26 protein-coding genes are annotated in these 24,884 nt (G+C 63.1%); 9 read left to right on the forward strand and 17 right to left on the reverse strand.

All coding sequences use genetic code 11. From position 1 onward, the window contains the following. Nucleotides 1-43: 43 nt before the first annotated feature. The 7 genes from MTX21_RS14915 to MTX21_RS14945 all read right to left on the reverse strand — a co-directional run bounded on the left by MTX21_RS14915 (nt 44) and on the right by MTX21_RS14945 (nt 7,284). Nucleotides 44-508 (reverse strand): hypothetical protein, encoded by a 465-nt coding sequence (locus MTX21_RS14915; protein WP_280965557.1) that lies wholly within the window; start codon nt 506-508, stop codon nt 44-46. Next, nucleotides 492-1,406 (reverse strand): DUF2950 domain-containing protein, encoded by a 915-nt coding sequence (locus MTX21_RS14920; protein ID WP_280965558.1) that lies wholly within the window; start codon nt 1,404-1,406, stop codon nt 492-494. Before MTX21_RS14920 ends, MTX21_RS14915 begins: the two co-directional genes overlap by 17 nt. Beyond that, entirely contained in the window at nt 1,403-3,091 is a 1,689-nt protein-coding gene (locus tag MTX21_RS14925) for a DUF3300 domain-containing protein (protein WP_280965559.1), read from the reverse strand. Before MTX21_RS14925 ends, MTX21_RS14920 begins: the two co-directional genes overlap by 4 nt. 127 nt (nt 3,092-3,218) lie before the next feature. Next, entirely contained in the window at nt 3,219-5,120 is a 1,902-nt protein-coding gene (locus MTX21_RS14930; protein WP_280965560.1) for an ATP-binding protein, read from the reverse strand. A gap of 84 nt (nt 5,121-5,204) precedes the next feature. Further along, nucleotides 5,205-5,615 (reverse strand): hypothetical protein, encoded by a 411-nt coding sequence (locus tag MTX21_RS14935; RefSeq protein ID WP_280965561.1) that lies wholly within the window; start codon nt 5,613-5,615, stop codon nt 5,205-5,207. Between the two features lie 24 nt (nt 5,616-5,639). Beyond that, the gene (locus tag MTX21_RS14940; RefSeq protein ID WP_280965562.1) at nt 5,640-6,872 is read right to left on the reverse strand and encodes an HlyD family secretion protein; all 1,233 of its coding nucleotides are present in this window, start codon (nt 6,870-6,872) and stop codon (nt 5,640-5,642) included. Continuing rightward, nucleotides 6,865-7,284: a hypothetical protein gene (locus tag MTX21_RS14945; protein WP_280971058.1), complete on the reverse strand. Its 420-nt coding sequence runs from the start codon at nt 7,282-7,284 to the stop codon at nt 6,865-6,867. Before MTX21_RS14945 ends, MTX21_RS14940 begins: the two co-directional genes overlap by 8 nt. A 178-nt stretch (nt 7,285-7,462) precedes the next feature. Here MTX21_RS14945 and MTX21_RS14950 point away from each other — a divergent pair, with 178 nt between their 5' ends. Both MTX21_RS14950 and ppk2 read left to right on the forward strand, forming a co-directional pair. After that, nucleotides 7,463-7,918 carry a hypothetical protein gene (locus MTX21_RS14950; protein WP_280965563.1) on the forward strand — a complete coding sequence of 152 codons (456 nt, stop codon included), beginning with the start codon at nt 7,463-7,465 and terminating at the stop codon, nt 7,916-7,918. A 37-nt stretch (nt 7,919-7,955) separates the two neighbouring features. Continuing rightward, nucleotides 7,956-8,756: a polyphosphate kinase 2 gene (ppk2, locus tag MTX21_RS14955; RefSeq protein ID WP_280965564.1), complete on the forward strand. Its 801-nt coding sequence runs from the start codon at nt 7,956-7,958 to the stop codon at nt 8,754-8,756. Nucleotides 8,757-8,807: 51 nt separating this feature from the next. Here the strand turns inward: ppk2 and MTX21_RS14960 are convergent, their stop codons facing one another. The 3 genes from MTX21_RS14960 to MTX21_RS14970 all read right to left on the reverse strand — a co-directional run bounded on the left by MTX21_RS14960 (nt 8,808) and on the right by MTX21_RS14970 (nt 11,470). Next, nucleotides 8,808-9,239 (reverse strand): hypothetical protein, encoded by a 432-nt coding sequence (locus MTX21_RS14960; protein ID WP_280965565.1) that lies wholly within the window; start codon nt 9,237-9,239, stop codon nt 8,808-8,810. A 315-nt stretch (nt 9,240-9,554) separates the two neighbouring features. Continuing rightward, nucleotides 9,555-11,252 carry a SulP family inorganic anion transporter gene (locus MTX21_RS14965; protein ID WP_280965566.1) on the reverse strand — a complete coding sequence of 566 codons (1,698 nt, stop codon included), beginning with the start codon at nt 11,250-11,252 and terminating at the stop codon, nt 9,555-9,557. Then, on the reverse strand, nt 11,249-11,470 hold the full coding sequence (locus MTX21_RS14970; protein WP_280965567.1) for a hypothetical protein: 222 nt from the start codon (nt 11,468-11,470) through the stop codon (nt 11,249-11,251). Before MTX21_RS14970 ends, MTX21_RS14965 begins: the two co-directional genes overlap by 4 nt. A gap of 53 nt (nt 11,471-11,523) precedes the next feature. On the opposite strand from MTX21_RS14970, the gene MTX21_RS14975 reads away from it, so the two are divergent. Together MTX21_RS14975 and MTX21_RS14980 are read left to right on the forward strand one after the other, a co-directional pair. After that, nucleotides 11,524-12,411 (forward strand): dienelactone hydrolase family protein, encoded by an 888-nt coding sequence (locus MTX21_RS14975; protein WP_280965568.1) that lies wholly within the window; start codon nt 11,524-11,526, stop codon nt 12,409-12,411. A gap of 23 nt (nt 12,412-12,434) precedes the next feature. After that, a complete protein-coding gene (locus MTX21_RS14980; RefSeq protein WP_280965569.1) occupies nt 12,435-13,016 on the forward strand; it encodes an invasion associated locus B family protein in 582 nt (193 codons plus the stop codon). Between the two features lie 13 nt (nt 13,017-13,029). Here MTX21_RS14980 and MTX21_RS14985 read toward each other — a convergent pair whose 3' ends face one another. Next, a complete protein-coding gene (locus tag MTX21_RS14985; protein ID WP_280971383.1) occupies nt 13,030-13,398 on the reverse strand; it encodes a response regulator in 369 nt (122 codons plus the stop codon). Nucleotides 13,399-13,586: 188 nt separating this feature from the next. Beyond that, complete coding sequence (locus tag MTX21_RS14990; RefSeq protein ID WP_280965571.1) at nt 13,587-14,210, reverse strand: response regulator; 624 nt, start codon at nt 14,208-14,210, stop codon at nt 13,587-13,589. A 317-nt stretch (nt 14,211-14,527) separates the two neighbouring features. Between MTX21_RS14990 and MTX21_RS14995 the strand changes: the two genes are divergently transcribed. Beyond that, on the forward strand, nt 14,528-15,211 hold the full coding sequence (locus tag MTX21_RS14995; RefSeq protein ID WP_280965572.1) for a helix-turn-helix domain-containing protein: 684 nt from the start codon (nt 14,528-14,530) through the stop codon (nt 15,209-15,211). A 182-nt stretch (nt 15,212-15,393) separates the two neighbouring features. Here the strand turns inward: MTX21_RS14995 and MTX21_RS15000 are convergent, their stop codons facing one another. Then, entirely contained in the window at nt 15,394-15,921 is a 528-nt protein-coding gene (locus tag MTX21_RS15000) for a potassium channel family protein (RefSeq protein WP_280965573.1), read from the reverse strand. A 170-nt stretch (nt 15,922-16,091) separates the two neighbouring features. Between MTX21_RS15000 and MTX21_RS15005 the strand changes: the two genes are divergently transcribed. Next, a complete protein-coding gene (locus MTX21_RS15005) occupies nt 16,092-16,739 on the forward strand; it encodes a 3-oxoacid CoA-transferase subunit A (RefSeq protein ID WP_280965574.1) in 648 nt (215 codons plus the stop codon). A gap of 4 nt (nt 16,740-16,743) precedes the next feature. After that, complete coding sequence (locus MTX21_RS15010) at nt 16,744-17,394, forward strand: 3-oxoacid CoA-transferase subunit B (RefSeq protein ID WP_280965575.1); 651 nt, start codon at nt 16,744-16,746, stop codon at nt 17,392-17,394. A gap of 465 nt (nt 17,395-17,859) precedes the next feature. On the opposite strand, the gene MTX21_RS15015 is transcribed toward MTX21_RS15010, so the two are convergent. Together MTX21_RS15015 and MTX21_RS15020 are read right to left on the reverse strand one after the other, a co-directional pair. Continuing rightward, nucleotides 17,860-18,891: an IS110 family transposase gene (locus tag MTX21_RS15015; RefSeq protein WP_280964601.1), complete on the reverse strand. Its 1,032-nt coding sequence runs from the start codon at nt 18,889-18,891 to the stop codon at nt 17,860-17,862. A gap of 138 nt (nt 18,892-19,029) precedes the next feature. Next, entirely contained in the window at nt 19,030-20,580 is a 1,551-nt protein-coding gene (locus tag MTX21_RS15020) for a winged helix-turn-helix domain-containing protein (protein ID WP_280971059.1), read from the reverse strand. A gap of 160 nt (nt 20,581-20,740) precedes the next feature. Between MTX21_RS15020 and MTX21_RS15025 the strand changes: the two genes are divergently transcribed. After that, nucleotides 20,741-21,718 carry a tripartite tricarboxylate transporter substrate-binding protein gene (locus MTX21_RS15025; protein WP_280965576.1) on the forward strand — a complete coding sequence of 326 codons (978 nt, stop codon included), beginning with the start codon at nt 20,741-20,743 and terminating at the stop codon, nt 21,716-21,718. A gap of 25 nt (nt 21,719-21,743) precedes the next feature. Beyond that, nucleotides 21,744-22,760, forward strand: coding sequence for a methyltransferase (locus tag MTX21_RS15030; RefSeq protein ID WP_280965577.1), 1,017 nt, complete (start codon nt 21,744-21,746; stop codon nt 22,758-22,760). 119 nt (nt 22,761-22,879) lie between these two features. On the opposite strand, the gene fabI is transcribed toward MTX21_RS15030, so the two are convergent. After that, nucleotides 22,880-23,668: an enoyl-ACP reductase FabI gene (fabI, locus tag MTX21_RS15035; RefSeq protein WP_280965578.1), complete on the reverse strand. Its 789-nt coding sequence runs from the start codon at nt 23,666-23,668 to the stop codon at nt 22,880-22,882. Then, on the reverse strand, nt 23,665-24,879 hold the full coding sequence (locus MTX21_RS15040; protein ID WP_280965579.1) for an acetate/propionate family kinase: 1,215 nt from the start codon (nt 24,877-24,879) through the stop codon (nt 23,665-23,667). The genes fabI and MTX21_RS15040 overlap by 4 nt, the downstream gene beginning before the upstream one ends. Nucleotides 24,880-24,884: the final 5 nt, after the last annotated feature.

The raw sequence follows: 24,884 nt of genomic DNA on the forward strand, positions 1-24,884 counted from the left end.
CAAGGCCCCTGCCGCAATCACTGGACCGGCAAAAGGCGTCGGATCATCTCAGCGCGATTGCAATCTGGCTGATGTTCGCCGCAAGCTCCAGGCCGGCTTTCGGGCCTTGCAGCACGATCGTGACGCCCTTCTCGTTGCGCAAGTGGACGCCGTTGACGCCGCCGACCAGGGCGAAGCCGCCGCCGACAGAGCTGTAGGTGCCGGCGAAGTCGCTGACCTCGCGGATACCCGATGCCCAGCCGTCGAGCCGGCCGACCGTGGCGCCGACCGTGATGCCGAAGCTCATGCCAGTGATTTTGAAGGGATAGGCCTTGCCGCGGTAGGTCAGCACACCGCTGCCGGTGCCGCCGCCGATCAGGAGACCGGCCTTGACGATCTTGATCCGGACATGGCCGACGGCCTGCGCGAGGCATGGCGTGACCGGCACGGCGAGCGCCAGCAGGACAATCGCGATCAAGCGGCCTGCGCGCAGGCGCAACGCCATTCGCTGGTCATGGCTTTGCGGCATCGACTTTCTTCCAGGTCTGATCTGGATCGAACAGCGTCGTACGCTCTGCGATGAACTCGGTCCGCTTGCCCAAGTCCTTCTGGTAGACCGTGCCGGCATGATTGACCAGGAAGGTCATGGCGCCGGAGTTGCCGTATTCCGCAGGCCACGCAATCAGTCCATAGCCGCCGATCATCTTGCCCTTGACGACATAGTTGAGCGCGCCGCCGGGAGCGTCGGGCCCCTGGCCCTTCAGGATACGGAAGTAGTAGCCGTGATACGGCGCCGGCCCCGCATCGCCCGCCCTGTAACCCTCCTTCGATGCTTCGGCCGCCAGCGCGCCGAGCGGGCTCGGATCGTTGTCGTCGCGCCAGAACAGGCCATCCTTCCTGCCGGGCGTGGAGACGATGCGCTGGGCGTAGACGCCCACGCCCTCGCCGCGATCCTTCTCGGCATATTCGTTCTGCGCATCGGCATAGGCGAGCGCGGTCTGGATCGCATCCAGCTCGTTGCGACCGATCCGGCGATACAGCACTTCCTTCCGCCCCTCGTCGGTATCGAACTCCCAGCCGCCTTTGGTGTTGACCAGCGGAATCGGGAACGGGAAGTCGTCCGGCCCGAGCATCAGCGTCGCCGTCTTGTTGCCCTCCGCCTTGATCGCGTGCTTGGCGTCGTACATCGACGTGAAGCGCTGGCGCGTGTCGGCGTCTGCGACCTCGTCACCGGAGGAGACGATGTCTTCGGCGGCCTTGCCGAGCACTTTCAGGATGTCGCGGGGGCCGCTCTTGACCGCGGACGCCAGCGCGGCGGCCGCGTCTTCCGGCGTCTTGTAGGCCTCCTGTGCTTGTGACGCACCGGGCAGCGCCAACGCCACGAGGCTCAGCACGGCCGCACCTCGAAGCGATTTCAGACCGATCATGGCGACACCTCCGCAGGAATCCTCGCACCGCCAGCCAGCCAGTCGCCGTAGGTGCGGAATTTCAATCCGAGCTTTTCGTAATAGACCCGCAGATATCCATCGCTGCCGCGGGTCACGGCGTCCGGCATCACCCGCTCGACCTCCTGCGCGATGACGCCGACATAGGCCTTGTCGCTCCCGATATAGCTAAAGCGGTAATAGCCGAGGCCGTTGGCGAGATGACCGAGGAGAACGACGTCGTGCTTCAGCGCGAGATCGGAGCGACGGCCACCGCCGCCGCCTCCGCGGAAGCCGCCTCCACCGCCTCCGCCACGGAAGCCACCACCGCCACCGCGCCCGGCAAAGCTCGCGCCGCCGCCACCGCGCGGCATGCTCGCCATGCTCGCGCGGCCGCGAGCCGATGCCGCGGCCGCCGCGCGGCCGGATGAAACATTCATGGCGCCACCGCGATTGCCGCCGCCGGCGCCGGCCCGGTTGCCCGCACCGCCACCTCCGCGGTTGGCGGCCTTTGCACGATCGCCGCCGCCCTTGGCGCGATCACCGGCGCCCTTGGCGCGATCGCCGGCACCGGCACGATCGCCGCCGCCGGGCCGGTCGCGCGAACCTGCACGGTCACCGCCACGATCACCTGCGCCTGCCCGATCGCCACCGCGATTGCCGGCGCGATCACCCGCGCGATCTCCGGCACGGTCACCGGCGCGATCGCCCGCCCGATCCCCGGCGCCCTGATTGGGCCGCAGCACCTGCTGGCCATCACGGCCGCGGAACTCCATCCGGTCGGACGCACCGGCCTTCAGATTGTTGTTGCCGAAACGCTGCTGGACGTTGGTGTTGTTGTAGCGCACGCCCTGGCGATGCGCCGGATTGTGCTGCCAGCCGTTTGCGATGTTGGTCGTGCGATGATTGACGTAAACGTTGCGGTTACCCCAGTTGCAGCCGCCGCCCCAGTAATTGCCCCAGCGCCCGATCGCCCAAGCCGTGCCGAAGGCGATGCCGGCTGCGACCATGCCGGCGCCGATATAGGAGGGATAGCCGAAGTAGTACGGCGGATAGTCCGCATAAGGCCAACTACCATAGACCGTGGCCGGATCGTAGTACGGCACGTACATCGTCTGGGGATCGGCCTGCTGGATCACGACGACCTGCCTGCCTTCCTGGTTCTGGACGCTGACCTTCTGCTGCTTGGTCGTAACCAGCTTCTTGTTGTCATAGGCCTTGTTGCGCAGGCGCTGGATCGCATCCATCACGTCGGGCTGCTGCGCGAGAAAGGCATCGCCGAGATTCTTGGTCCATTCGAGCTTGTCGCTCATCATCGAGAGAACATCGGCGGTGCTGGCGAGCGCCTTGACGCTGTCGTCCCAGGCCTGCTTGTCGACTTCTGCCTTGAGCGCATCGCCCTTCAGGGTCTTGCGCTCCTTCAGCCAGCGGTCGGCCTGCACCACCTCGAGCGGATAGGTCGATGCGGCCAGCACGTTGGCGAGGAGTTCGTCGGGATAGAGCGCGATCGGCGCGACCAGCGCTTCGAGCTGTTCGGGCTTCAGAAGCTCCGCGGTCGGCGCCGGCGGACTTGAAGGCTGCGCCTGCGTGCTCGGGGTCGCCGGCTTGTCGGCGGTCTGCGCCGTTGCAGCGACCGGGATCGCCATCAGCAGCGCAAGCGCCATCAGGGTCTTGCCGCAGAGAAACATCACCACCTCCCATGGACCTCCAGTCCAGGAAGATCGGGGTCGGAGCATGGGTGTATGTTGATCAAGATCAACGAAAGGGCACCCTCACGCTGTTGCAACGCGGGAGAGACGGCTCGAGGCGTGGCCGTCAACGGATGATCGGCAACCTGATCGTGAACAGCGCCCCGCCCGATGGCTGGGTCATCGCTGCGATCGTGCCGTGATGAGCTTCGACGATGGTCTTGGCGATCGCAAGGCCCATACCCATGCCCTGCGGCTTGGTGGTGAAGAACGGATTGAAGACATTTGTAAGATCTGAAGCCGCGATCCCCGGACCGGTATCGACGACCCTGATCTCGGCCTGGTTGCCGATACGCTCGGTCGAGACGCTGACCTCACGCTTCTTCATGTCCGCGTCCGAGACCGCGTCCATCGCATTGATGATCAGGTTGAGAATGACCTGCTGGAGCTGGACCGGATCGCCCTTGACGTGAAGATCGGCGACGGCGGGCATATAGGTCAATACGATCCGGCGCCCTTCGGCGACGGCGGCTACGAAGCCGATCACGTCGCGCACCGTGTCATTGAGCTCGATATCCCGGATCTCGAACGGCGCTTTCTTCAACACGCTGCGCAGCCTGCGGATCACCTCGCTCGCGCGTTGATCGTCGCGCCTGATATCGGCAAGGATCTGCCGGATCTCATCGAGGTCCGGCGAGGTACCCTGGAGCATCAGCTCCGCGGTTTCCGTGTTGGTCAGGATGGATCCGAGCGGCTGATTGAGTTCATGCGCGATCGACGTCGTCAACTCGCCGACGGCAGAGTAGCGATTGACGTGGGCGAGCTCGGCGAGGCGCTGACGCGATTCGACCTCGGCGACTTGGCGGCGGTGGCGTTCATGGAGCAATCCGCTGATTAGGCCCGCCTGCACCAGGATCACGGCCATGATCAACAATATCTGCCATCGGTAGCTTTCCCAGGGGTGCGGCTCGCGAAACAGGATTTCGCTACCTGGCGGCAAATCGCTTTCGCTGATGCCCCAGCGGTTCAATTCGCGCCAATCATATTTCGGCGGCCCAAATCCGATCGGCTCATACTTGATATTGGCGGGCTTCTCGCCGCCGAGAATGCGGATGGCGGCACCGACGGTCTTTGAACTGGTTTCCGCGACCGAATGCATGGGCCCTCCGACCGTGCTGCCGCCGAAGAATGGCTCCTGGTAGGAAAAGATTGGCCTGTTCGCAACCGCATGCAGATTGCGCAGGGCGATATCGCCCTCGTGGACGATGCCGGCGGCATCAACCGACATCAGCCCCCAGAACAGCACCGTGTGGGGCGGAAGACTCGATGCGCGTTTCAATATCTCATCGAATGACAAGTCGGAGTACCAGACGAGGTCAAGCCGGCCATCCATGGGCTTCAGCTCCCGCTTCACCTCGTCGATCCAGAACCTTTCGAGCGGTGAGGCGCCAACCACAACGGCGACCGTCCTGGTAGCGGGCAGGACCTGGAGGATGTTCTTGAAGGCAGCCGTGAAATCGTTACGGACCGCTACGACGACGTCGTTGTCGGTGAGATCGAGCCGATTCATAAGCCGCTGCTCGACCGCGGTCAGCACCATCGGCGTATCCGGAAAGAGCTTTCCCCGGTATTTCTGCACGAACTGTGCTGCGGGTGCGCCGATGCTCAGCACGATATCGGGCGGCGCTCCATGGTAAAGTGAGCCGAGATATTCGACGAAGGGCGCTTCCGGCCCCGGATTGTTGAAGCGTGCGGTAAGGAGCGCATGCTCCTGAATGTCGAGAGGCCAGGGCGACTGCCGCTCGAGCTCGGCCTTAATGCTGCGCGCATATTCGCTCCATGGCCGAAACTCGCGACCGAAGGAATGCAGCACCAATATGTGCTTGGGCTCGCTTCGCGTGAGGGCGTTCGACTCGTCGGCGTCGGCGGGCTCAGACAGGATACACACAGCGAACAGGAGGGCAAGACACAGCAGCGCCGCCGCGGCTCGCCACGGCTTGATCGACGCAATGGTCGTGCGCCCGCTCATCCTTCTCCTCGGCAGCTTCCGATCCCGCTCTCCAGGATAATTCTAGCGGGGATCGTCGAGCGCCGACAACCCGTTCACCTGTCGCTATTTCGGACAGCGATGGTAGCGGATCTCCATATCCTCCATACCCGGGAACAGGCGGACGAGACTGTCGGAATTGAGCTCCTTGAGACTGAACTGAACGCTGGAGAGCATCATGTCGGTCGCGCAGGCGGCAATCAGGCTGACGTTCGGCCCGTTATCCTTCCTGGCCTTGATCCGGCAACGTGCGAACTTGCCGATCATCTGGTCACCATCGATGATGAAGCCGCCACCATAGACATCCGACATATCCGTGAAGCCGAGCTGCGCCCCCTGGCGCGCGAAGACCTTCGTGCAGTTATCGGCATCGCTGGCCCAGGCACCGTTGAGATCGAGCGCGCCGGCGCGGCTGCCCGTGATGAGCAGCGATGCGAGCAGAAGCGCGCCCGGCGCGAGTACCTTTCGCAAATCCATTCTCGTTGTCCTTCCTTCGCACGGTTAATGGCCGCTCAGCACCAGCGTCTGGATCGGCAATAGCAGCGCCTGGATGCGCAGCAAGAGCGCATGCACGAGGCCGACGCCGTCGATGACGTGCAGCGCAATCCTCCGGCTGGTGGGGGTGTCCTTGGCCGAGATTTCCTCGTGATTGCTGGTGTACGCATTAACGATGCAGCTACTGCCCGGCGTCACGCCGTCGAGACCGCCCTTGTAGAGCGGCTCCAGGAACACCAGGATCGTGCCGGGACGTACTGCATTTTGCGCTTCAATCAACTGCTCGCCGGAACGGAACTGTCCGGCGGCGATGTAGTCCTGCACCGCCGTGATCACCATCGGGATGATGACCCATGGCTTCGAGATGCAAGTCGCCTCGGCCACCATGCCCGTCTGCATCACCTGCGCCTCGATCTGGCCAAAGCCCGCCTGGAGCGCCTTGCGGCCCGCGCCCTCGGGGATGAGAACGCCTGCGGGACGCATGAGCTGGTTGACGACGTCACCAGGGCGGATCAGGAATTGCTCAACCCGCCCGTCGACACCGGCGCGGACGATGGTCTTGTCGAGATCGACCTGGGCTTGATCAAGCGCCGCCTCGGCGCTCGCCTTTTGCGCCGGCAGCAACGTCGATACCTGCAGGTTCGCAGATTGTTTGGCTGCGGTCGCGGCATCGACGCCGGCCTGGCGCTGATCGACCAGCACCTGGAGCTTCTCGATGTCGCGCTGCGGAACGATGCCGGGATTGCGGCGCTGGAGCTCGGTCTTGACCTCGAGCTCATCCTTGGCCTGCTGATAATTGGCTTTTGCTTCGCCGATCTGCGCCTCCGCCTTGACCACGTCGGCCTCTGCCGCCTGCATGGCGGCGTCGACCTCGGCAACCTTCCGCTTTGCTGTTTCAAAAGCGGCCCGCTGCTTCGAGCTGTCGAGCGTGAACAGCACCTCGCCCTTCTTCACCGGCGCGCTAAGGCCGATCTTGACGTCGGCGACGCGGCCCGAACCTTCAGGCAGGATCGGCACAGTACGAAAATACAATGTCGCCGACGACGTCGACGGATGGAAGTAGAAAATTACCGTGATCAACGAGATCGTCAGCATGAGGCAACCGGTGATACCCCAGCGCAGCTCGTACCAGATCGAGAAGAAGGTGATCTCCTTACCCAAGCGCTTGCCCTGCACGTAACGCCGGTAGAGGTAATCGGGCAGAATCGTCACAAGGGAGCAAATCATGAGCTCAAGCATGGCTGTGCTCCTTGGCCTTGCTCGTGTCCGGCTTGTCCGTAGCAACAGCAGCTGAACCGGGTTGCGCCCCCTCGCCCTCCTCCCCAGGCGTCGCATCGGCGATCTTCTCGACCGAATCGGCGATGCTGCGCAGCGGCGTGCCGAAATCGGGGATGTCGATCAGCGCGAGCAACAGGCCCGCGATCCAGAAGATGTGCATGTGCGTGAACAGCGAGATCAGGCCGAGCACGGCGACGAACTCGAATTGCAGCTTCTGCGACTTGTGCGCCATCCGCTCAGGAAGACTGTGCAGCTTCCAATAGAGTGTCCCGACCCAGAGCACGGTGCCGATCAGGAACACCCCCATCACCACCATCAGCGTATCGGTCCCGCTTCCCGGCGCGAGATAGAAGGGCAGATGGTGCGGCGCCATCGGATGAAGCTGATCGTTCAAATGTCTCTCCCCGTCGGGATCCGAAATCGCGGAGCACGTGCGGCACTCTGCGCAGGTGGGATCGGAGTTTGCTTGATTTGAATCAAGGGATTGCCTCCCACCCGACATAGCCTCCCCCCAAAGTCGAACCGCTCACAGCCATTGAGGAGCCGCAACCATGCCCGGCCTCGACGAACTCATTCCCAACGCCGCCCAGATCCGGAAGGAAGCCGCCCTCAAGGAGGCCGAGAAGGCCGAGGAATATGCCCGTCTCGCGGCCGCCGCCGACGCCGAAAAGCGCGCTCTGATTGAGCGCCTCGGCAAGCCGTCAGGCAAGACCGAAGAGGAGAAAATCCAGCTCGCTTCGACCATCATCCAGCGTGCGGTGCGCAACGGCCAGACCCAGGTTCAGGTCTATCGCTTCCCCAACACGCTGTGCACGGACAGGGGGCGCGCTATCAACCAGCAGGAGAAGGGCTGGGAGAACACGCTGACCGGCATCCCGAAAGAAATCTTCGAGCTCTGGACCGACTATCTGAAGCCGCGCGGCTATCGCATCGCCTATCAGATCATCGATTTTCCGGGCGGCGTGCCGGGCGATGTCGGCGTGACCATTTCCTGGGGCGATGATTGACGGCCACCAGAGGGGTTTAAGCAGCGAAAGGACAGGCATGGCCAAGGACGAAGCCACGGCGCGGATGAAGCGGAAGGACTATGAGAAGGAGCTGGAGAAGCTCCAGGTCGAGCTGTGTCACCTCCAGGATTATGTGAGGGAAAACAAGCTCCGGGTCATCGTCCTGTTCGAAGGCCGGGACGCGGCCGGCAAGGGCGGCACGATCAAGGCGATCACAGAAAAGGTCAGCCCGCGCGTATTTCGCGTCGTCGCGCTGCCGGCACCCTCGGACCGTGAAAAGACCCAGCTCTTCTTCCAGCGCTACATGGAGAAATTTCCTGCCGGCGGCGAGATCGTGATCTTCGACCGGAGCTGGTACAACCGCGCGGGCGTCGAATATGTGATGGACTTTTGCACACCCGCCGAGCACCAGCGGTTTCTGAACCTGTGCCCCCAGATGGAAAAATACGTCATCGAGGGCGGCATCGTCCTGATCAAATTCTGGCTCGAGGTCGGTATGGACGAGCAGGAGCGGCGTTTCAACGCCCGCATCGACGATCCCGTGCGGCAATGGAAATTGAGCCCGATGGATCTGGAATCCTACCGGCGCTGGTACGACTATTCGCGGGCGCGCGATCTGATGCTGAAGAGCACGAGCACGAAGGATGCGCCCTGGTACATCATCCGCTCAGACGACAAGCGCCGGGCACGGCTGAACTGCATCGCGCATCTCCTGAGCGCGATCCCCTACAAGCGTGTCAAGAAGGACAAGATCAGGCTGCCGAAGCGCACCAACAACGGACGCTACAACGATCAGGCCAGCCTGAAGGGAATGAACTTCGTCGCCGAGCGATATTGAGAGGGGACCAGGTCGCGATGACGCGGCCTGTTCCTCTACCTACGTCCTGCCCTACTTCAGCCGGATCGTGACGCCGCCGACCGCGGCCGACACTTCCGCGCCGACCCTCGGACCGCTGAGCTGCAGGATCACGCCATTGCTGTTCTGGAGCTGAACGGCACCTGCGCCCGCCGCGACCGCGCCGCCTGCCCCGCCCGCCGCGTAGGAGCCTTCGATGGATTGCGGTCCCCGCAGATTGAGGGCCCGGCCGACAAATTTGGTGGTCGAGGCCCCGATCGTGAAGCCGACGCTCATGCCCGAGACTGTGAAGGGGTACTTCTTGCCCCTATACAGCAGCACGCCCTCTCCGCCACCGACACCGACGACGAACCCGCCCTTGGTGAAGACGACCGCAACCTGGCCGGTATCGGCACGCGAGGGCGTGCTGAGGCCGGCGACGGCCGCGAAGGCAACCAGAGCAGTCCCGAACACAACTCTTCTCATGACTTTCGTTCCTCTCAGTGTGTGATGCCGGCTACTGCGCCAGCAGCATCGCGAAGTGACCGAAGATGGTGGGCAGGATGGCCGACCGGCAACATCAAGAGGGCGCGCAAGAGACGGCTGCCCGCGCGGATCGACGTGCCCCGGCGCGGACTTGGCTCCTTGGACATGCGCCTCTCTCGATCCCCTTCAACAAAGCTCGTGCGGGATCGTGCGTACGGTACCGGCCGCTGCATTGATCCAAGTCAACGGTCGAGCGCATTCTGACAAAGCCGACGGTCTCCGCTAGGCCCTCGCGTCGCAAAACGGCACCGTCAATCAGGCCGTGCGTTGAGGCATATCGGCGTGATCGTCGCCGAGAACACTGTCGAGTGACCGTAGCCACTGGCCACTGTCGGTTCTCTCCGCCAGCCCTTCCGCCCGCAGCAGGTCGCGCAACTGCGCATGCGCGCCGACGATACAGAACGTGACCTGACGAGAGACAAGCTCGTGGTAGAGGTCGTGCAACATGCGCGCCCCGGCCAGATCGATATAGGGCGACGCCGAGAGGTCGCAAACCACCAGCCGGATGCCCGGCGAGTTCCGGATCGCGACCAGGACCGTCTCCAGGATCATCTCGGCGTTGATGTAGAGCAGCGAGGCTTCGGGCCGGAACGCGATGACCCCCACCAGTGGTTCGACGCCGTCGTGCCTGGCGCGGTCGGAGTAGCGGCCGCTGCCTGGCAAACGGCCGAGAAAGGCGACGTTCGGCTGCGAGGCCCGCGCCAACAGCAGGAAGATCGACGCAATCGATGCCAGCAGGACGCCCTGGAGGATGCCGAGCAGCAGCACAGAGACCAACGCAATGGCGGCGGCGTAGAAATCGATCCGGCTGACCTGCCACATGCGCAGCAGCGCGCGGACATCCACCAGCCTATAGACGGCGGCAAAGACGATGGCCGCCAGCACCGCCTTGGGCAGGTTGGTCAGGAGCCCCGTGAAGAACAGCAGGCATAGCCCGAGCGTCAGCGAACAGATCACCAGGGCCAGCGGCGTCCGCGCGCCGGCGCTGTCATTGACGGCCGATTGCGACAGGCCGCCGGCGACGGGATAGCCATGGCCGAAGGCGGCCGCGAAATTCGCGGCTCCCAGCCCCAAAAATTCCTGCCGGACGTCGAGGGGATAGCCGTGCTTCGCGGCAAAGCTGCGGGCCGCCGAGACACCTTCGATATAGGCCAGCAACACGCATCCGGCGGCGAGCGGAAAGAGATCGTCGAATTCCAGCAGACCGAATGTCGGCAGCCCCAAGGCCGGCAAACCTTCCGGAATCTTCCCAGTGACGGGCACACCGAGAGACGGAAAGCCAAGGAGTGTTGCCACCGCAATCGACAACGCTACGATGGTGATACCGACCGGCTTTCCCGGCAGAAGCCGCTCCCCGAGTAGGAGCAATAGCAGCGCAACGGCGCCGATCGCGAGCACGAGCGGGTCGATATTGCCGAGCTGCCCTGTCAGCTTGATGGCACGGTCGAAGAAATTGTGGCCGCCGCCGGCGACACCCAGCAGGCTCGGCAACTGGCTCATGATGATAGTCAGCCCAGCACCGGCTTTGAAGCCAACCAGGATGCTGTCGCTGACAAGGCGGACGAGCACGCTGAGCTTAAACAGCCAGGCGATGAGACACAGTGTCGCCACCGCGAAAGCCGCAAGGCTTGCGATCTGCGCGTAGCGCACCGCATCACCGCCGGCGAGCACGCCGACGGTACCGGCAATCATCAGGGAGATCGCCGAGGTCGGACCGATTGCGAGCTGCCGCGACGCTCCGAACAAGGCGTAGCCCATGCCGCCGAGCATGTAGCCGTAAACGCCGACTTGCGGCGCCAGCCCGGCCAGCGCCGCATAAGCAAGCGAAACTGGAATCGCGTAAGCGGCCAGGGTGACGCCGGCAACCGCGTCAGCCGACAGCCAATTGCGCTGATAGGTGGCGAGCCAACCGGCGGGCGGAAAGTACCGCATCCACTCAGACCGCGCACTCATCGCGGCTCCAGAAGTTGGACCTCGCAGCGCGGCAACACGACGAACAAGGTCACGGCAGGAATGCTCATGTTGGCGATGCGGATTTGTCGCAGGTTCTGTATGTTCTCACAGGCGGCAAGCGAGGCTTGATCTGGATCAAGCAATTCCGCTCTGCCGCAACGCAAATCGGCGCAAAGTGCCGCACGAATTGCGAGTACGGACTGCGTCAGGTGGATCATCGGCACCCCATCGGAGATCTCCTGTTGCTGTTGACGGAGCCGAGGAGGTCGCGATGCATCGCCATCCGCCTGCAATTCTGTGGCCCTTGACGGCCGCCCTGCTCCTCATTGCTACTCTCGCTGCGCCCGCGCGTGCCGAGAACGATGTGCGTATCCAGGAAGAGATCTGGGCGCTGCCGCTCCCGCTGCCGATGTTCGCCTATCTGGTGCGCCCGGTCGGCGATGGTCGTTTCCCGCTGGTCATCATGAACCACGGTGTCTCGCTCAACCCGACCGACCGCAGCTTCTTTCCCCTGGTCGAATTCCGCGATGCTGCCAAATGGTTCGCCAAGCGGGGCTATCTCGTGGTGGCGCCGGTCGGCAGCGGCTATGGCGCTGCCGCGATCGACATTCCCGATCGCGCGCTCTACGGCCCGTTCTTCTCCAAGGTCGGCAGGTGCACCAACCCCAACTTCCACGACGCGGGCCTTGCGGTCGCGCAGGTCGATCTCTGGATCATCGACTACATGGCCGCGGAGAAACGGATCCTCCCAAAGGACGTGATCGTGGTCGGGCAATCCGCCGGCGGCTGGGCCTCGATCGCGCTGTCGAGCGTGAACCCGCCGCAAGTGAAGGCCATCATCACCTTCGCCGCCGGCCGCGGCGGCCGCGTCGGCGGCAAGCCGAATAACAATTGCGCACCCGACAAGCTGGTCGAAGCCACCGCCGATTTCGGCCGCACCTCGCGCGTGCCGATGCTGTGGATCTACATCGAGAACGATACCTTTTTCGGGCCGGATCTGTCGAAGCGCATGCATCGGGCCTTCACCGCCGCCGGTGGCCGTGCCGAATACCACCTGATGCCGCCGTTCGGCAACGAGGGGCATTTCTTCATCGGCTCGCCGGACGCGATTCCACTCTGGTCGCCGCTCGTCACGAAGTTTCTCGACGAGCGGAGATAATGCCAACGCTTGGAGCCAGAATCATGATCAGTGCTCGTGATTGCCTCGCAGGTCTTGTGCTCGCCATTGCCGCGGTCGCGACATCTGCCGGCGTCGTTGCGCAAAAGACCGCACAGCCGGACAATCCGGCCGAGGTCGCAACGCGCGGCCAGCGCGAGGCCAGGGATATCAGTTATGGAGATTGGCAAAAGCTCTGCTTCAAGGCGGGCGGCGCGCCAATACTGTGCCGTACGTCCATTACCGGAAAGTTTCCGACCGGCCAGATGGCCGTGCGCGTGGACCTGATCGAGCGCGAGGATGCGCCGGCGGCACGGCTGCAATTGTTCGTGCCCGTCGGCATGTACCTGCAACAGCCGGCGAAGCTGACCATCGATCAAGGCTCCCCGCACCGGGTGCCCTATAGCTGGTGCGTTACCAATGCTTGCATCGCGGCCGATGTTGCAGATCCCGGAATCATCAAGGAGATGGAATCCGGAACGACGCTGGCCCTCGAGGTCGTCGATTCCAATCTTCTCGCACTGACGACATCGATCCCGTTGGCGCAGTTTGCGCCCGTCCACAAGGGAGCGCCGTCGAAGATGCTGGAGCAATATGTCGACGAATGATCAGACGTGCGGTCTATGGGATAGACGCCCGCGTGACCGACTCGATCAGGGATTGCGCCGTGAATGGCTTGGTCAGATAGGCGATGCACCCCGATGCGATCGCGGCAGCGCGGTTCGCCGCGCAGTCATTGCCGGTGATGTAGATGACCGGAGCCGTGGCGCCCGCGGCCGCCAGCTTTTGCCGCAGATCGATGCCGGACTTGCCATCGAGATTGATGTCGAGGACGAAGCAGATTGCCTTGTCGAAATTGCCGTGATCGAGCAAGGCGGTTCCGGAATCGAACAGCTTGGCCACGAAGCCGTGCTCGCGCAACAGCCTGTTCATGCTGGTCCGCATGGATAGGTCATCATCGACGACAAAGACGGAATCGCGCGTCGGCAAGGCTGTCGACCTCCGCGGAATTGAGCGAATTGCGGGACGGTGATGCAGCGGGATGCAGACCCGTGCTATGCCCACCAGCCGAACGCTCTCGCACCATTGCGCACGCCGGGTCGCGCACTGTCAATAAACTACGATATTGTCCCTTGGGGAAGTTTCACCGCCGAAACCGCATCGCGATGACGATGCAGCTAATGGTCGTTCGAATCGAGCATTCCCAGTCGTTCCGCGATCGACACGAGCTCAGCAAGCGAATGTACCTGCATCTTCTCCATCACCTGATGGCGGTGCGCTTTCACCGTGCGCTCGGTCGTTCCGAGCTCATACGCGATCTGCTTGTTGATCCTGCCGCGCACGATGAGATCGAACACCTGCCGCTCGCGCTGTGTCAGCGTAGTGAGGTGGGCGCGAAACGTATCGAGCCTGCCGCGCTGCGCGCGCGCCGCTTGCTGGCGCGCCAGCGCGCGCTCGATCGCGTCGATCAACTGCTCCGACGATATCGGTTTTGTCAAAAAATCCTCCGCGCCGGCCTTAATGGCCCGCACAGTGGTCGGCGTGTCGGCGTGTCCGGTGAGGAAGATGATCGGCAGCGTCGAGCCTTGTTCGATCAGGCGGGTCTGCAAGTCGGGGCCACTCAGTCCCGGTATCCGCACGTCGAGCAGGATGCATCCCGGCCGTTGGTCGTCCGGCGCGGCATCCAGAAGCTCCTGCGCAGACGCATAGGTTGCGACGTCATAGCCGGCGAGCTTGAGCCGGCGCTCGATCGCCGTCCGAAAGGAGTCGTCGTCGTCGACCACGTGAACGAGGCCAGGCAAGCTTCACCTCTCGCCAGGTGCGCGGAGAACCATCGAAATGCCCTCGCTCTGCAAATTGCTACAAATGGTTCGATCGTCGAAATTTCTGCTTCGCAATACGATACACCTCAAACGCGGCACCAACTTCTCACTCCGCGCAGCAAATAACCGACCAAAACCCGTGCTGCCCCTTGGTACATTGAACCTTGGGACAATGGTTGAGAATACGGCCTTGGTCGTAAATCAACTTCAGCGGGAGTAAGATAGCGCGGCGTATTCCTTGCTGTAATATTTTTTGTCTGACGGACCAATCCAGCGATGAGTTGAGGAGTTGGCCTATGTTTGTTCGCATCACAACGGATCCCGCCCTGCGTCCCAATTCCCTCCGTGACCTCGGAATGACCGGTAATTCTAATGCGCTCGTCAGTTTAAGCGAATTTTCTTACAAGAAAGGCACCGAGATCTACGGCGAGAAGGAGCCGGCCGAATACGTCTATCAGGTCCGGTCCGGTGCAGTGCGGAGCTACAAGCTGCTGTCGGACGGTCGCCGGCAGATCGGCGCCTTTCATCTCGCGGGCGACATCTTCGGGCTCGAGAACGGCAGCGAGCACCGGTTCACGACCGAAGCCATCGTCGACACCACGGTGCGCCTGATCCGACGGCAAAGCCTCGAAATGGTCGCCGAGAGCGATGCCCTGGTTGCCAGAAACCTGCTCAGCATGACCACCAGCAATCTCCAGCATGCCGAGGACCACATGCTGCTGCTGGGCCGCAAGACCTCGCTGGAGCGGGTCGCAGCCTTCCTGCTCGAGATGGACAAGCGGTTGACGGCGTCCGGCGTCATGGCGTTGCCGATGTCGCGGCGCGATATCGCCGATTATCTCGGGCTGACGTTGGAAACCGTGTCCCGCGCCCTGTCGCGCCTGCACGAGTACGGCGTACTCGGATTTGTCGGGAATACCCAGCGTCAGATCGTGCTGCTGGACCGGCACCAGCTCGCGAGCCTCGATCTACAGCCTTGAACGGGCGAAAACAGCGAGTTCGCGCCGCGCATCGTCCAGGATGAGCACATACGGCGGAACCCCCATGGCCCCCTCCTCGGCGAGTGGCACAAACTGCACATCACGCAGGCTCCATCCGCTGCTACCATCAAGCCATGTGGAGCGAGATCGCATTTCGGGTCGCGGTGATTGTGTTCGGGACGTTACCGGTCGCGTTCACGGCCATTATCCTTTTCCTGGGGTAAGATCGCCCCTGCCGATGCCGTCGGTTCGCATCCGGCCAGCGGCGGTCTGGAGCCCCGCGCATCGGTCAGTCCGAGGTGCTCGAGCGTCTTGCGCAAGACTTCGAACAAGATGGCGGCCGACCAGCCGAACAGCAGAACGCCGTTCATGGCAGTCATCGGGCCGATGAGCCGCCATTCGCGCACCGGCGTGATATCGCCGTAGCCGAGCGTGGTGTAGTTGACGAAGGCAAAATAGAGCAAACCGCTCCCCGGCGCTGCGGCTCGGACGATGCCATAGGTTCCGGCCCAGACCAGGATTTCCAGCGTGTGGGCGAGCTGCAACACCGCCGCCGTAGCGACCATCACGCCCATCAAGTGCAACCTCGGCCGTGCCGTTTTCCGCAGGCCGGCGCTGCGCGCAATCCAGACGGCGACGACCGTCACCAGCGCGTGGATTCCGATATTGATCGCGCTCACGAGCGCGCCGACGAGAAACTGAAGCAGCATAGCGGCCGACCAGACCTCAACTTGCCTCGCTCTGGCGCGAAGCGCTGAACCGTGTCGACATCGCACATCGCGACGGCGGCGAACCTTGACGCAGATCAACGGTGCGAGACAGCGCTCCGTCAACATCCCTCTGCCGCTAGCTCGTGCGCCTGCCGACCGGAGGTCCGATCATGAAGGCCGTTTCCGTCGAAGAAGCCGTTGCGATGATCCCGACCGGCGCGAGCATCATGGTGGGCGGCTTCATGGGCGTCGGGACGCCCGAGCGTCTGCTTGATGAAGTCGTGCGGCAGCACAAGTCGGGACTGTCGCTGATCTGCAATGACGCATCCACGCCCGGCAAGGGCGTCGGCAAGCTGTTCGACGCGGCACTCGTGTCCCGGCTGACGGCAACCCATATCGGACTCAACCCGAAGGCGCAGCAGCAGATGCTGGCGAGCCAGGTCACCGTCGACCTGGTCCCCCAGGGCACCCTGGTCGAACGCATTCGCGCAGGCGGCTGTGGACTTGGCGGTGTACTCACGCCGACCGGCGTCGGCACGCTGGTTGCCGAAGGCAAACGCCAAATCGAGGTCGACGGCAAGCCGTTCCTGGTGGAGACCGCGCTGCGGGCGCAGTTCGCGCTGGTGCACGCCTTTCTTGCCGATTATCTCGGAAACCTTGCCTACGCCCTGACCGCGCGCAACTTCAATCCGATCATGGCGATGGCCGCCGACACCGTCATCGTCACGGCGGAGAACATCGTACCGGTCGGCGTCATCGCGCCCGATCACGTCATGACGCCGGCACCACTCGTCGACTTCCTCATTACGAACGGGTGAGATCATGGATGCTCAGGTCATCATCGCCCGACGCGTCGCCAGGGAGTTGAAGAACGGCGACCTCGTCAATCTCGGCATCGGTATCCCGACACTGGTCGCGAACTACGTTCCGTCCGATCTCAAGGTCTTCTTCCAGTCCGAGAACGGCCTGATCGGCACCGGCCCGATTCCTGAGCAAGGGATGGCCCATCCCCTGCTCACCGATGCTGGCGGCCGCCCGATCAGCGCGCTGCCCGGAGCCGCCACATTCGACAGCGCGATGTCGTTCGGCCTGATCCGCGGCGGCCATGTCGACGTCACCGTGCTCGGCGGGCTCCAGGTCGATGCGCACGGCCTTCTCGCCAACTGGATGATCCCGGGCAAGATGGTCCCGGGCATGGGCGGTGCCATGGACCTCGTCAGCGGCGCCAGGCGCGTCATTGTCGCGATGCAGCACGCGGCCAAGGGCAAGTCGAAGATCGTCGCCAAATGCACCCTGCCCCTGACCTCGGCGCGGCCGGTGAGCCTGGTCGTCACCGACATGGCCGTGATCGGCTTTCCCGACGGCAAGGCGACGCTGCTGGAAACCGCGCCTGGCGTCAGCATCGGCGAGGTCTTGGCGGTGACGGACGCCGAACTCGCCGTTCCCGATACCGTGCCGGAGATGAAGATCTGACGAGGGCACCATGCGGCTATCCAGCACTGATCGCCCTCGACTAGCGTTGAACACAAAAAATGAAAAACAACCCCATGCAAAGTAGCCTTGGGGTTGAGTGCATGGAGCTTTCCCTCAGCGAACCCCTTTGACACGTCGGGCAAAACACCGGCACGATGACATGATCAGCCCAACTGTCCTGACCGGCCCGAGGTCCGAAGGGCCATGTGTGGACGGCTCCGGGTTGGCAAGAAGAATCTTCACTTTGCAGCATTGGTCGGAGCAGCCATGTGTTCGGCCTGTTTACGCGGTACGCATGACCGCTGGCCATAATGCCCTCCGCGGATCAGGTCCCGGTCAATAGCACGCATTCGACGATGCTGTGGCCCAAGTGGGTTGTCCTGATCGCCGGATCGACCGGCGCTGCATTAGTGCTGTTCGCCCTTCCAACCGTTACGTCACACCCGGATGACCGGTGTGATCTCGTCACGCCGCGAGAGCGACGGGTTCATTGTAACGTTCGTTCCTTGCCATCATCGCCCAAGCCATCCGGGCGAGTTTGTTGGCGAGCGCAATGGCGGCGACCTTGGTGGGGCGCCGGGCCAACAATCGGGTGAGCCAGGGCCGATGATTGGTGCCATGGATCTTGGCATAGCGGATCACTGCGAGCGCGCCAGCCGTGAACAGGCTACGCAAATAGCGATCCCCTTGTTTGCTGATATTGCCAAGCTTGTCCTTGCCCCCGCTCGAGTTCTGCTTCGGCACGAGCCCAACCCAGGCCGAGAAGTCTCGTCCCGATCGGAAAGCCTTGGGATCCGCAATGCTGGCGACCAGAGCTGTTGCCAGCGCCGGCCCGACGCCGGGGATCGCGTCCAGCCGTTTGCTCGTCACGCTTGATCGATGCCAGGCGATGATGCGTCGGTCGAACTCCAGGATTTGAGCCTTCAGTGCGCGCAATTGACTGCCGAGAGCAGCAAGACACGCACGGGCCACCTCGGGGAGCCGGTGGTCGGCTGTATCGGCGACGACTTCCAGCAGTTGCTCGACACCCCTGCGCCCGACAGGGGCAACAATCCCGAACTCGGCGAGATAGGCGCGGATTGAGTTGATCACGGCAGTCTGCTGGCGGATGAAGAGATGGCGCGCCCGGTGAAGCATCAGACAGCTTTGTTGCTCGACCGTCTTGGTCGGCACGAACCGCATGTTGGGTCTCGTGACTGCCTCGCAAATTGCCTCCGCGTCGGTGCTGTCGTTCTTCTGCCGCTTGACGTAGGGCTTCACATAGGCCGGAGGCATCAATCGCACCGTATGCCCTAACAACTGCAACTCGCGGGACCAATGGTGCGATGATGCGCAAGCCTCGATCCCCACCAGGCATGGCGGCAGCTTCTGGAAAAACGCCAGGACGTGCCGGCGCCTCAACTGGCGGCGTATGACCACCTGGCCGGCTGCATCAACGCCGTGTACCTGAAAGACGGACTTCGCGATATCCAAACCGATAGTCGAAATTGGCTGCATAGGCCGCTCCTCCGAATCGTGGGAGCCTCAAAACGGCGCCCATTCCTTGGCACTCTCGTGCCGGTGGAGGAGCCGTCCACAGCATCAACAGCAGAAATTCGCAAGATCAATCCTCAGGCTCGGCTACTAGCCCGACATTCACTTCTCGGGAAGTCCTGCCTTGCGTAGACCCTCGGCGATACGCGTTCGCTGCACGAGACAGGTCGGATTGTCAGTTGGACAACTTGCGTGGAATTGGGCGATGCTGAAATCAGGAGCGAGGATGAGCCCCGCCTGCACGAAAGCCCGAGCTTCCTCGCCCCGCCCGAGATGAGCCAACGCGGCGGCGAGAAAGAAATGTACGAAGGGGGCAATGTTCCGGTTGGTCTCGATTGATCGCTTGAACCAGTGAACGGCAGCTTCATCGGCCCCGAGATATGACTGCGCGACGCCTGCCGTGTTCATCCAGGAAGAGGCCTTGCTGTCGCGGGGAGAGAGCCGAAATGCCTCCATGATGTGGGCTTCCGTCTCCTCGGCCCGACCCAGATTGCACTTGCCAAGTCCGATCCATGCATGGGCGGTGGCCAGATTCCGATCGAGCGCCAATGCCCGCTCACATTCGGCAATGCCCTGGGCGGCGCGTTTTGTGAAAATCTGGACGACACCCATCAAGCAATGCGCCCTCGCGTGATTGGGCGTGTGAGCAAGTATCCGGGCCAAGGACGCCTCGACCATCCGCAGGGGCGCCGTCCGGTCGATCAGCATGGAGGTAGCCCGCATGGTGTCGACATCGGCCATGCCCACCATCGCCTCGACGTTAGTGGCGTCCAGGCGGAGCGCTTGTTCGAAGAACGGGCGCGCCTGCGACAGGCTTGCGGGATCCGTCCCTCGATTCAGATACGCCATGCCCTGGAAATACAGGTCCATCGAATCCGGATTCGGCGCTCGCGCTGCGCGCCGTGCCTCCACCGTGACCAGCTCGGTTCCCAGTTGATTGGCAAGGCGGGCACCGATCTCGTCCTGCATGTCGAAGAGGTCGGCGACCTGTTTGTCGAATCGTTCGCCCCACAAATGGTTGCCGGCCTCGGCATTGATGAGCTGAACGTTGATGCGCATACGGCCTCCAGCGCGCTGTACCGAGCCCTCGAGCACGTAGCGAACGCCGAGTTCGCGGCCGACCTGCTGCAGATCGACATGCTTTCCTTTGTAGGTGAAGGCGGTGTTGCGGCCGATCACGAAGATGCCGGCCATCCGCGATAGATCCGTGGTCAGGCTTTGGGTCACGCCGTCAACGAAATAATCCTGCGCAGGATCCGGGCTCAGATTGGCGAAGGGCAGAACAACGAGAGACGGCTTACCTGCGGTGGGAGTCGTCGAGTTCATGACGGTTGCTGTCGGCGGCGCTTCGCGGACCGCCGCGACGAAGCGGACGCCCTTGCGCGGAAACGTCTTGATGAGGCGCTGCTCGTCCCCGGAATCGCCGATCGCCTTCCGCAACGCGTTGAGGCGCGTGGTCAGAGCGACGTCCGAGACGGCGCGACCCTGCCAGATGGCGCTGATCAGATCGTCCTTGCTGACGACGCGCTCGCGGTTGCCGATCAGATATCCGAGCAGGTCGAACACCTGCGGTGCGATGGCGACGACCTCCGGCCCGCGACAAAGCTCGCGTCGCTCGGTATCGAGCGAAAATTTGTCAAAGAAATAGCGCAAGGCGCTTCCCCGCAACGGCAGTCGATCGTTGAAATCCGTCTGCTCAAGAATAAACTGCCGGTAAGGAAAAAGTAAGCCGGCGAACAAGCCTCTCGGTCCTCGACGTAATACACCTAACGGTAGAAGCCGTGCTAGTTCGGCTGGCTTAGGGAGACAGGTGATGATTACGCGTCGTGATGTGCTGACCGCGTCGGCCGGTATCGCGCTCTCCGCCGCATATCGCGCACCGACGGCGCTCGCGCAGCCGCTGGCAAGAACCGCGTACATCCTTACGGGCTTCTCGCCGGGGCTGCAGGACGCCATGGCGCGTCTCGTGGCCGGGCAGATGAGTGACTATGCGGAAAGCATCGTGGTCGAGACCCGGCCGGGCGCAGCCGGTCGCATTGCGGTGGAGGCGGTGAGGAATTCCGATTCCGACGGATCGGTCATGCTGTTCGGGCCACTTGGCTTCATGATGTTGTTCCCGCACATTTACAAGACGCTGAGATACCAGCCACGTGATTTTACGCCGGTGTCGACCGTCGCCTCGGCCCCTGCATTTCTGACGCTCGGTCCGATGGTGCCCCCCGAGGTGACGACGGTTGCCGACTTTGCCATCTGGTGCCGCGCCAACCCGAAGCTCGCCACCTATGGCACGCCGGGCGTCGGAACCACGTTGCATTTTCTCGGTATGATGCTCGGCCGCAGCGCGGGCTTCGATTTTCTTCACGTCCCCTATCAAGGCGTTGGCGCGATCCAGGATCTGGTCAAGGGCGTGATTGCAGCGGCCATCATGCCGGTCGGCAGTTCGCTCGGACTCGTCCAGTCTGGAGATCTTCGTGCGTTGGCGACCACCGGGCCGCGCCGCTGCCCGTTTGTGCCAACGGTACCCACGGTGCGGGAAGCCGGATATCCGTCACTCGAGGACCTCACATGGTTTGGTTTCTTCGTTCCGGCGAAGACGCCGGTGCCCATCGTCGACAAGCTCAATGCCGCGATCCAGGCGGCCTTGCGTACCGAAGAGGTCAAGGCCGGCCTGGTAAAGCTGGCCGTAGAGCCCGATGCGATTGCGAGGGACGACTTCGCTCGGCTGATCGCATCCGAATCCGGTCGGTGGAAAGCGATCGTGCAGGCAACGGGGTTCGTCCCGACCGATTGAACCCGGCATCGAGAGAAGGCAGCACATGAGCAGACCAGCATCCGTGCATGATCTCGTGCAGTCGCATCGCATCACCGCGGTGATCTATGCGGCGGCGAGGCTCAATCTCGCCGAGGCCATCGGCGATCAGGCGAAATCGGTGGCCGAACTCGCCAGGCTTGTCTCCGCCGACGAAAGTGCATTGCGCAGACTGCTCGTTGGCCTGACGACACTTGGCCTCTGCAGGCAAGTCGACCGGAACCGGTTTGCCATGACCGATCTCGGCCGGCAGCTCGATGAGACCGCCGATCCATCCTTCAAGGACTGGGTCCTCTTTGAGGGCGAGATGCTCGTGCAATCCTGGAGCGGACTGGTCGATTCGGTTCGCACCGGCAAGACCGCGACGCAGTTGCGCGGTGACGGTGACGATCGCTATGCCGTGACGGGCCGCGCGACGGAATGGACCCGCCGGTTCAACGCCGCGATGGTCAGCCTTACGCGAACCATCGTTCCAAAGATCGTTGCGGCCCACGACTTCGCGGCCGCACGCGTCGTCATGGATGTCGGCGGCGGCACCGGCGAATTGATCGGCGGCGTGCTCCAGCGCAACCCCCATCTTGAGGGGATCGCCTTCGACCTTGCGCGTTGCGAGGCAGACGCGCGTGCGCATTTCGATCGGCTCGGAATCGCCGACCGCTGCAGGTTCGTCGCAGGCAGTTTCTTCGAAAAGGTCCCAAGCGGCGCGGACACTATCCTGATGAAGAGCATCATTCACAATTGGAACGACGACCGTTGCGAGGTCATTCTGCGCAACTGCCGGGACGCGCTGCCGTCCAGCGGGACGCTGATCGTCATCGAGCGGATGGTGCCGGAGCCTGCCACGACGGAACCCGAGGATCGCTCCTGCGTCATGAGCGACCTCAACATGCTGCGCGGACCCGGTGGCTGCGAGCGCACGGAAGCTGAGTATCGCAGGCTGGCCATATTGGCCGGCTTCGCTTTCGTAGGCACGACGGGCATCGGCCCGTTCAGCTTGGTCAAATTCAGGAAAGTCGGGAATTGAAGGGGCTTTCCCTTGTAGCGCGTGAGGACACTGATTGCGCAGACCACCGCGCCTCAATGACGAATCCAAACTTCCCCAGAGGATGATGGGATAAAACTTCCGCGTCGTCCGCCTCGCGTTCAATCGATGATGTGATAGCCGCCATCGATGTAGAGAACGCTGCCGGTCATCAGCCTGGCGCCGTCGAGTGCCAGGAACGCGGTGGCATTGCCAACGTCGTCGATGCTGACGAGGCTACGCGCCGGCGCCTTCGACTGCGCCTTGTTCATGAGCTCGTCGAACTCGGGGATGCCTGACGCCGCGCGGGTCGCCAGCGGGCCCGGCGAGATTGCATGCACGCGGATGCCTTTCGGGCCAAGCTCCGCGGCGATGTAACGGACAGATGCCTCCAGCGCCGCTTTCGCCACGCCCATGATGTTGTAGTTCTCCACCACCATCTGGCTGCCGTAGTAGGTCATGGTGAACATCGTGCCGCCGTTCTTCATCAGGGGCTCGGCGAGATGGGCCATGCGCAGGAACGACCAGCACGACACGTCCATGGTCTTGAGGAAGCCGTCACGACCGACATCCACGACGCGGCCGTGCAAGGCCTCCTTGGGCGCGAAGGCGATGGAATGAAGCAGGAAGTCGAGCTGACCCCACTCCTTCGCGATGCGCTCGAACACCGCCTCGGTCTGGCCTTCGGCCATGACATCGAGCGGCATGAAGATCGGCGCCTCCAGCGCCTGCGCCAGCGGCTCGACATGCTTTTTGGCGCGGTCGTTCAGATAGGTGACGGCGAGATCGGCCCCGAGCGCGCGAAACGCCCGCGCGCAACCCCAGGCGATCGACTGATCATTGGCGATGCCGACGACCAGGCCCTTCTTTCCCTTGAGGGCCACTTTGCTATCCGGAAATACGGGGATCATGACGCCCTCTCAGATCTTAGGCTGCGCGATTGACCGTTCATCAACAGCGACAGCGTGTGCTGCGCGATCATCAGCTCCTCGTCGGTCGGGACGACATAGACGGGGATGAGGCTACCGGCGCGCGAGATCAGCCGCGCATGACGCGCGTTCTCGGTGGCATCGAGTGCAACGCCGAGCCATCCGAGCTGCTCCGCGATGCGCGCGCGCAGGGATACGGAGTTTTCGCCGATCCCGGCCGTGAAGACGAAGGCGTCCAGACCCTGCAGGGCCGCCGTCAGCATGCCGGCGTTGAGGCCGATCCGGTAGACGAAATAGTCGATCGCGAGCCGCGCATGCGGATCCGTGCTCGCTTCCAGCTCCCGCATGTCGTTGCTGACGCCGGAAAGGCCTTTCAGGCCGCACTCGCGGTAGAGGAAGTCCTGCAGTTTCGCCGCCGGCATTCCCTTCTCGGAGATGAGATAGAGCACCACGCCGGGATCGATTTGTCCCGGACGCGTTCCCATCGGCAGGCCGTCGAGCGCGGTGAAGCCCATGGTGCTTTCGACACTACGCCCGTCCTTCAGCGCGCACATCGAGGCGCCGCTGCCGAGATGAGCGACGATCACCCGCCGCCTGGCGATATCCGGCGCCACGCTCGGCAAGGTTCTGGCGATATACTCGTAGGACAGGCCATGGAAGCCGTAGCGCCGCACGCCCTCGGCGTGGAGCTGATGCGGAATGGCGTAGTGATCGGCGACCGCGTCATGCGTGCGGTGGAATGCCGTGTCGAAGCACGCGACCTGAGGCAGCGTCGGGAAGTTCGCCAGCAGCGATCGGATGGGCGCAAGGTTGTGCGGCTGATGCAGTGGCGCGAGCGGAACGAACCGTTCGAGGCGAGCCACGACGCCGTGGTCGATCAGGACCGGCCGCGCATAGTCCGGGCCGCCATGCACGACGCGATGACCGACCGCAATCGGCGTGACCCGGAGTTCGTCCCGCAGCCAGTCTCCGGCAACCGCCATCGCGGCCGGAACGTCCGCCACGGCCTCGATCGGATAGGCGCGGTCGGCCAACGGATCGCCGCCTGCGCCGGTCGCCCGCAGGCGTGGCCGGCTGCCGATGCCGTCCATCTGTCCCTTGATATGCCGGCGAAGCGTCCCCTCGCCTTCAACCGAATAGACCTGGAACTTGACGCTGGAGGAGCCGGCATTGATGACCAGGATCGTGTCCATGGCGG

It is taken from the genome of Bradyrhizobium sp. ISRA430, from assembly GCF_029909975.1.
GTDB lineage: Bacteria > Pseudomonadota > Alphaproteobacteria > Rhizobiales > Xanthobacteraceae > Bradyrhizobium.

Excerpts from the sequence above, each read along its gene's own strand:
- MTX21_RS14915 (WP_280965557.1), bottom strand. The coding sequence starts at position 508 with ATGCCGCAAAGCCATGACCAGCGAATGGCGTTGCGCCTGCGCGCAGGC.
- MTX21_RS14920 (WP_280965558.1), bottom strand. The coding sequence starts at position 1,406 with ATGATCGGTCTGAAATCGCTTCGAGGTGCGGCCGTGCTGAGCCTCGTG.
- MTX21_RS14925 (WP_280965559.1), bottom strand. The coding sequence starts at position 3,091 with ATGTTTCTCTGCGGCAAGACCCTGATGGCGCTTGCGCTGCTGATGGCG.
- MTX21_RS14930 (WP_280965560.1), bottom strand. The coding sequence starts at position 5,120 with ATGAGCGGGCGCACGACCATTGCGTCGATCAAGCCGTGGCGAGCCGCG.
- MTX21_RS14935 (WP_280965561.1), bottom strand. The coding sequence starts at position 5,615 with ATGGATTTGCGAAAGGTACTCGCGCCGGGCGCGCTTCTGCTCGCATCG.
- MTX21_RS14940 (WP_280965562.1), bottom strand. The coding sequence starts at position 6,872 with ATGCTTGAGCTCATGATTTGCTCCCTTGTGACGATTCTGCCCGATTAC.
- MTX21_RS14945 (WP_280971058.1), bottom strand. The coding sequence starts at position 7,284 with ATGGCGCCGCACCATCTGCCCTTCTATCTCGCGCCGGGAAGCGGGACC.
- MTX21_RS14950 (WP_280965563.1), top strand. The coding sequence starts at position 7,463 with ATGCCCGGCCTCGACGAACTCATTCCCAACGCCGCCCAGATCCGGAAG.
- ppk2 (WP_280965564.1), top strand. The coding sequence starts at position 7,956 with ATGGCCAAGGACGAAGCCACGGCGCGGATGAAGCGGAAGGACTATGAG.
- MTX21_RS14960 (WP_280965565.1), bottom strand. The coding sequence starts at position 9,239 with ATGAGAAGAGTTGTGTTCGGGACTGCTCTGGTTGCCTTCGCGGCCGTC.
- MTX21_RS14965 (WP_280965566.1), bottom strand. The coding sequence starts at position 11,252 with ATGAGTGCGCGGTCTGAGTGGATGCGGTACTTTCCGCCCGCCGGTTGG.
- MTX21_RS14970 (WP_280965567.1), bottom strand. The coding sequence starts at position 11,470 with ATGATCCACCTGACGCAGTCCGTACTCGCAATTCGTGCGGCACTTTGC.
- MTX21_RS14975 (WP_280965568.1), top strand. The coding sequence starts at position 11,524 with ATGCATCGCCATCCGCCTGCAATTCTGTGGCCCTTGACGGCCGCCCTG.
- MTX21_RS14980 (WP_280965569.1), top strand. The coding sequence starts at position 12,435 with ATGATCAGTGCTCGTGATTGCCTCGCAGGTCTTGTGCTCGCCATTGCC.
- MTX21_RS14995 (WP_280965572.1), top strand. The coding sequence starts at position 14,528 with ATGTTTGTTCGCATCACAACGGATCCCGCCCTGCGTCCCAATTCCCTC.
- MTX21_RS15000 (WP_280965573.1), bottom strand. The coding sequence starts at position 15,921 with ATGCTGCTTCAGTTTCTCGTCGGCGCGCTCGTGAGCGCGATCAATATC.
- MTX21_RS15005 (WP_280965574.1), top strand. The coding sequence starts at position 16,092 with ATGAAGGCCGTTTCCGTCGAAGAAGCCGTTGCGATGATCCCGACCGGC.
- MTX21_RS15010 (WP_280965575.1), top strand. The coding sequence starts at position 16,744 with ATGGATGCTCAGGTCATCATCGCCCGACGCGTCGCCAGGGAGTTGAAG.
- MTX21_RS15015 (WP_280964601.1), bottom strand. The coding sequence starts at position 18,891 with ATGCAGCCAATTTCGACTATCGGTTTGGATATCGCGAAGTCCGTCTTT.
- MTX21_RS15025 (WP_280965576.1), top strand. The coding sequence starts at position 20,741 with ATGATTACGCGTCGTGATGTGCTGACCGCGTCGGCCGGTATCGCGCTC.
- MTX21_RS15030 (WP_280965577.1), top strand. The coding sequence starts at position 21,744 with ATGAGCAGACCAGCATCCGTGCATGATCTCGTGCAGTCGCATCGCATC.
- fabI (WP_280965578.1), bottom strand. The coding sequence starts at position 23,668 with ATGATCCCCGTATTTCCGGATAGCAAAGTGGCCCTCAAGGGAAAGAAG.
- MTX21_RS15040 (WP_280965579.1), bottom strand. The coding sequence starts at position 24,879 with ATGGACACGATCCTGGTCATCAATGCCGGCTCCTCCAGCGTCAAGTTC.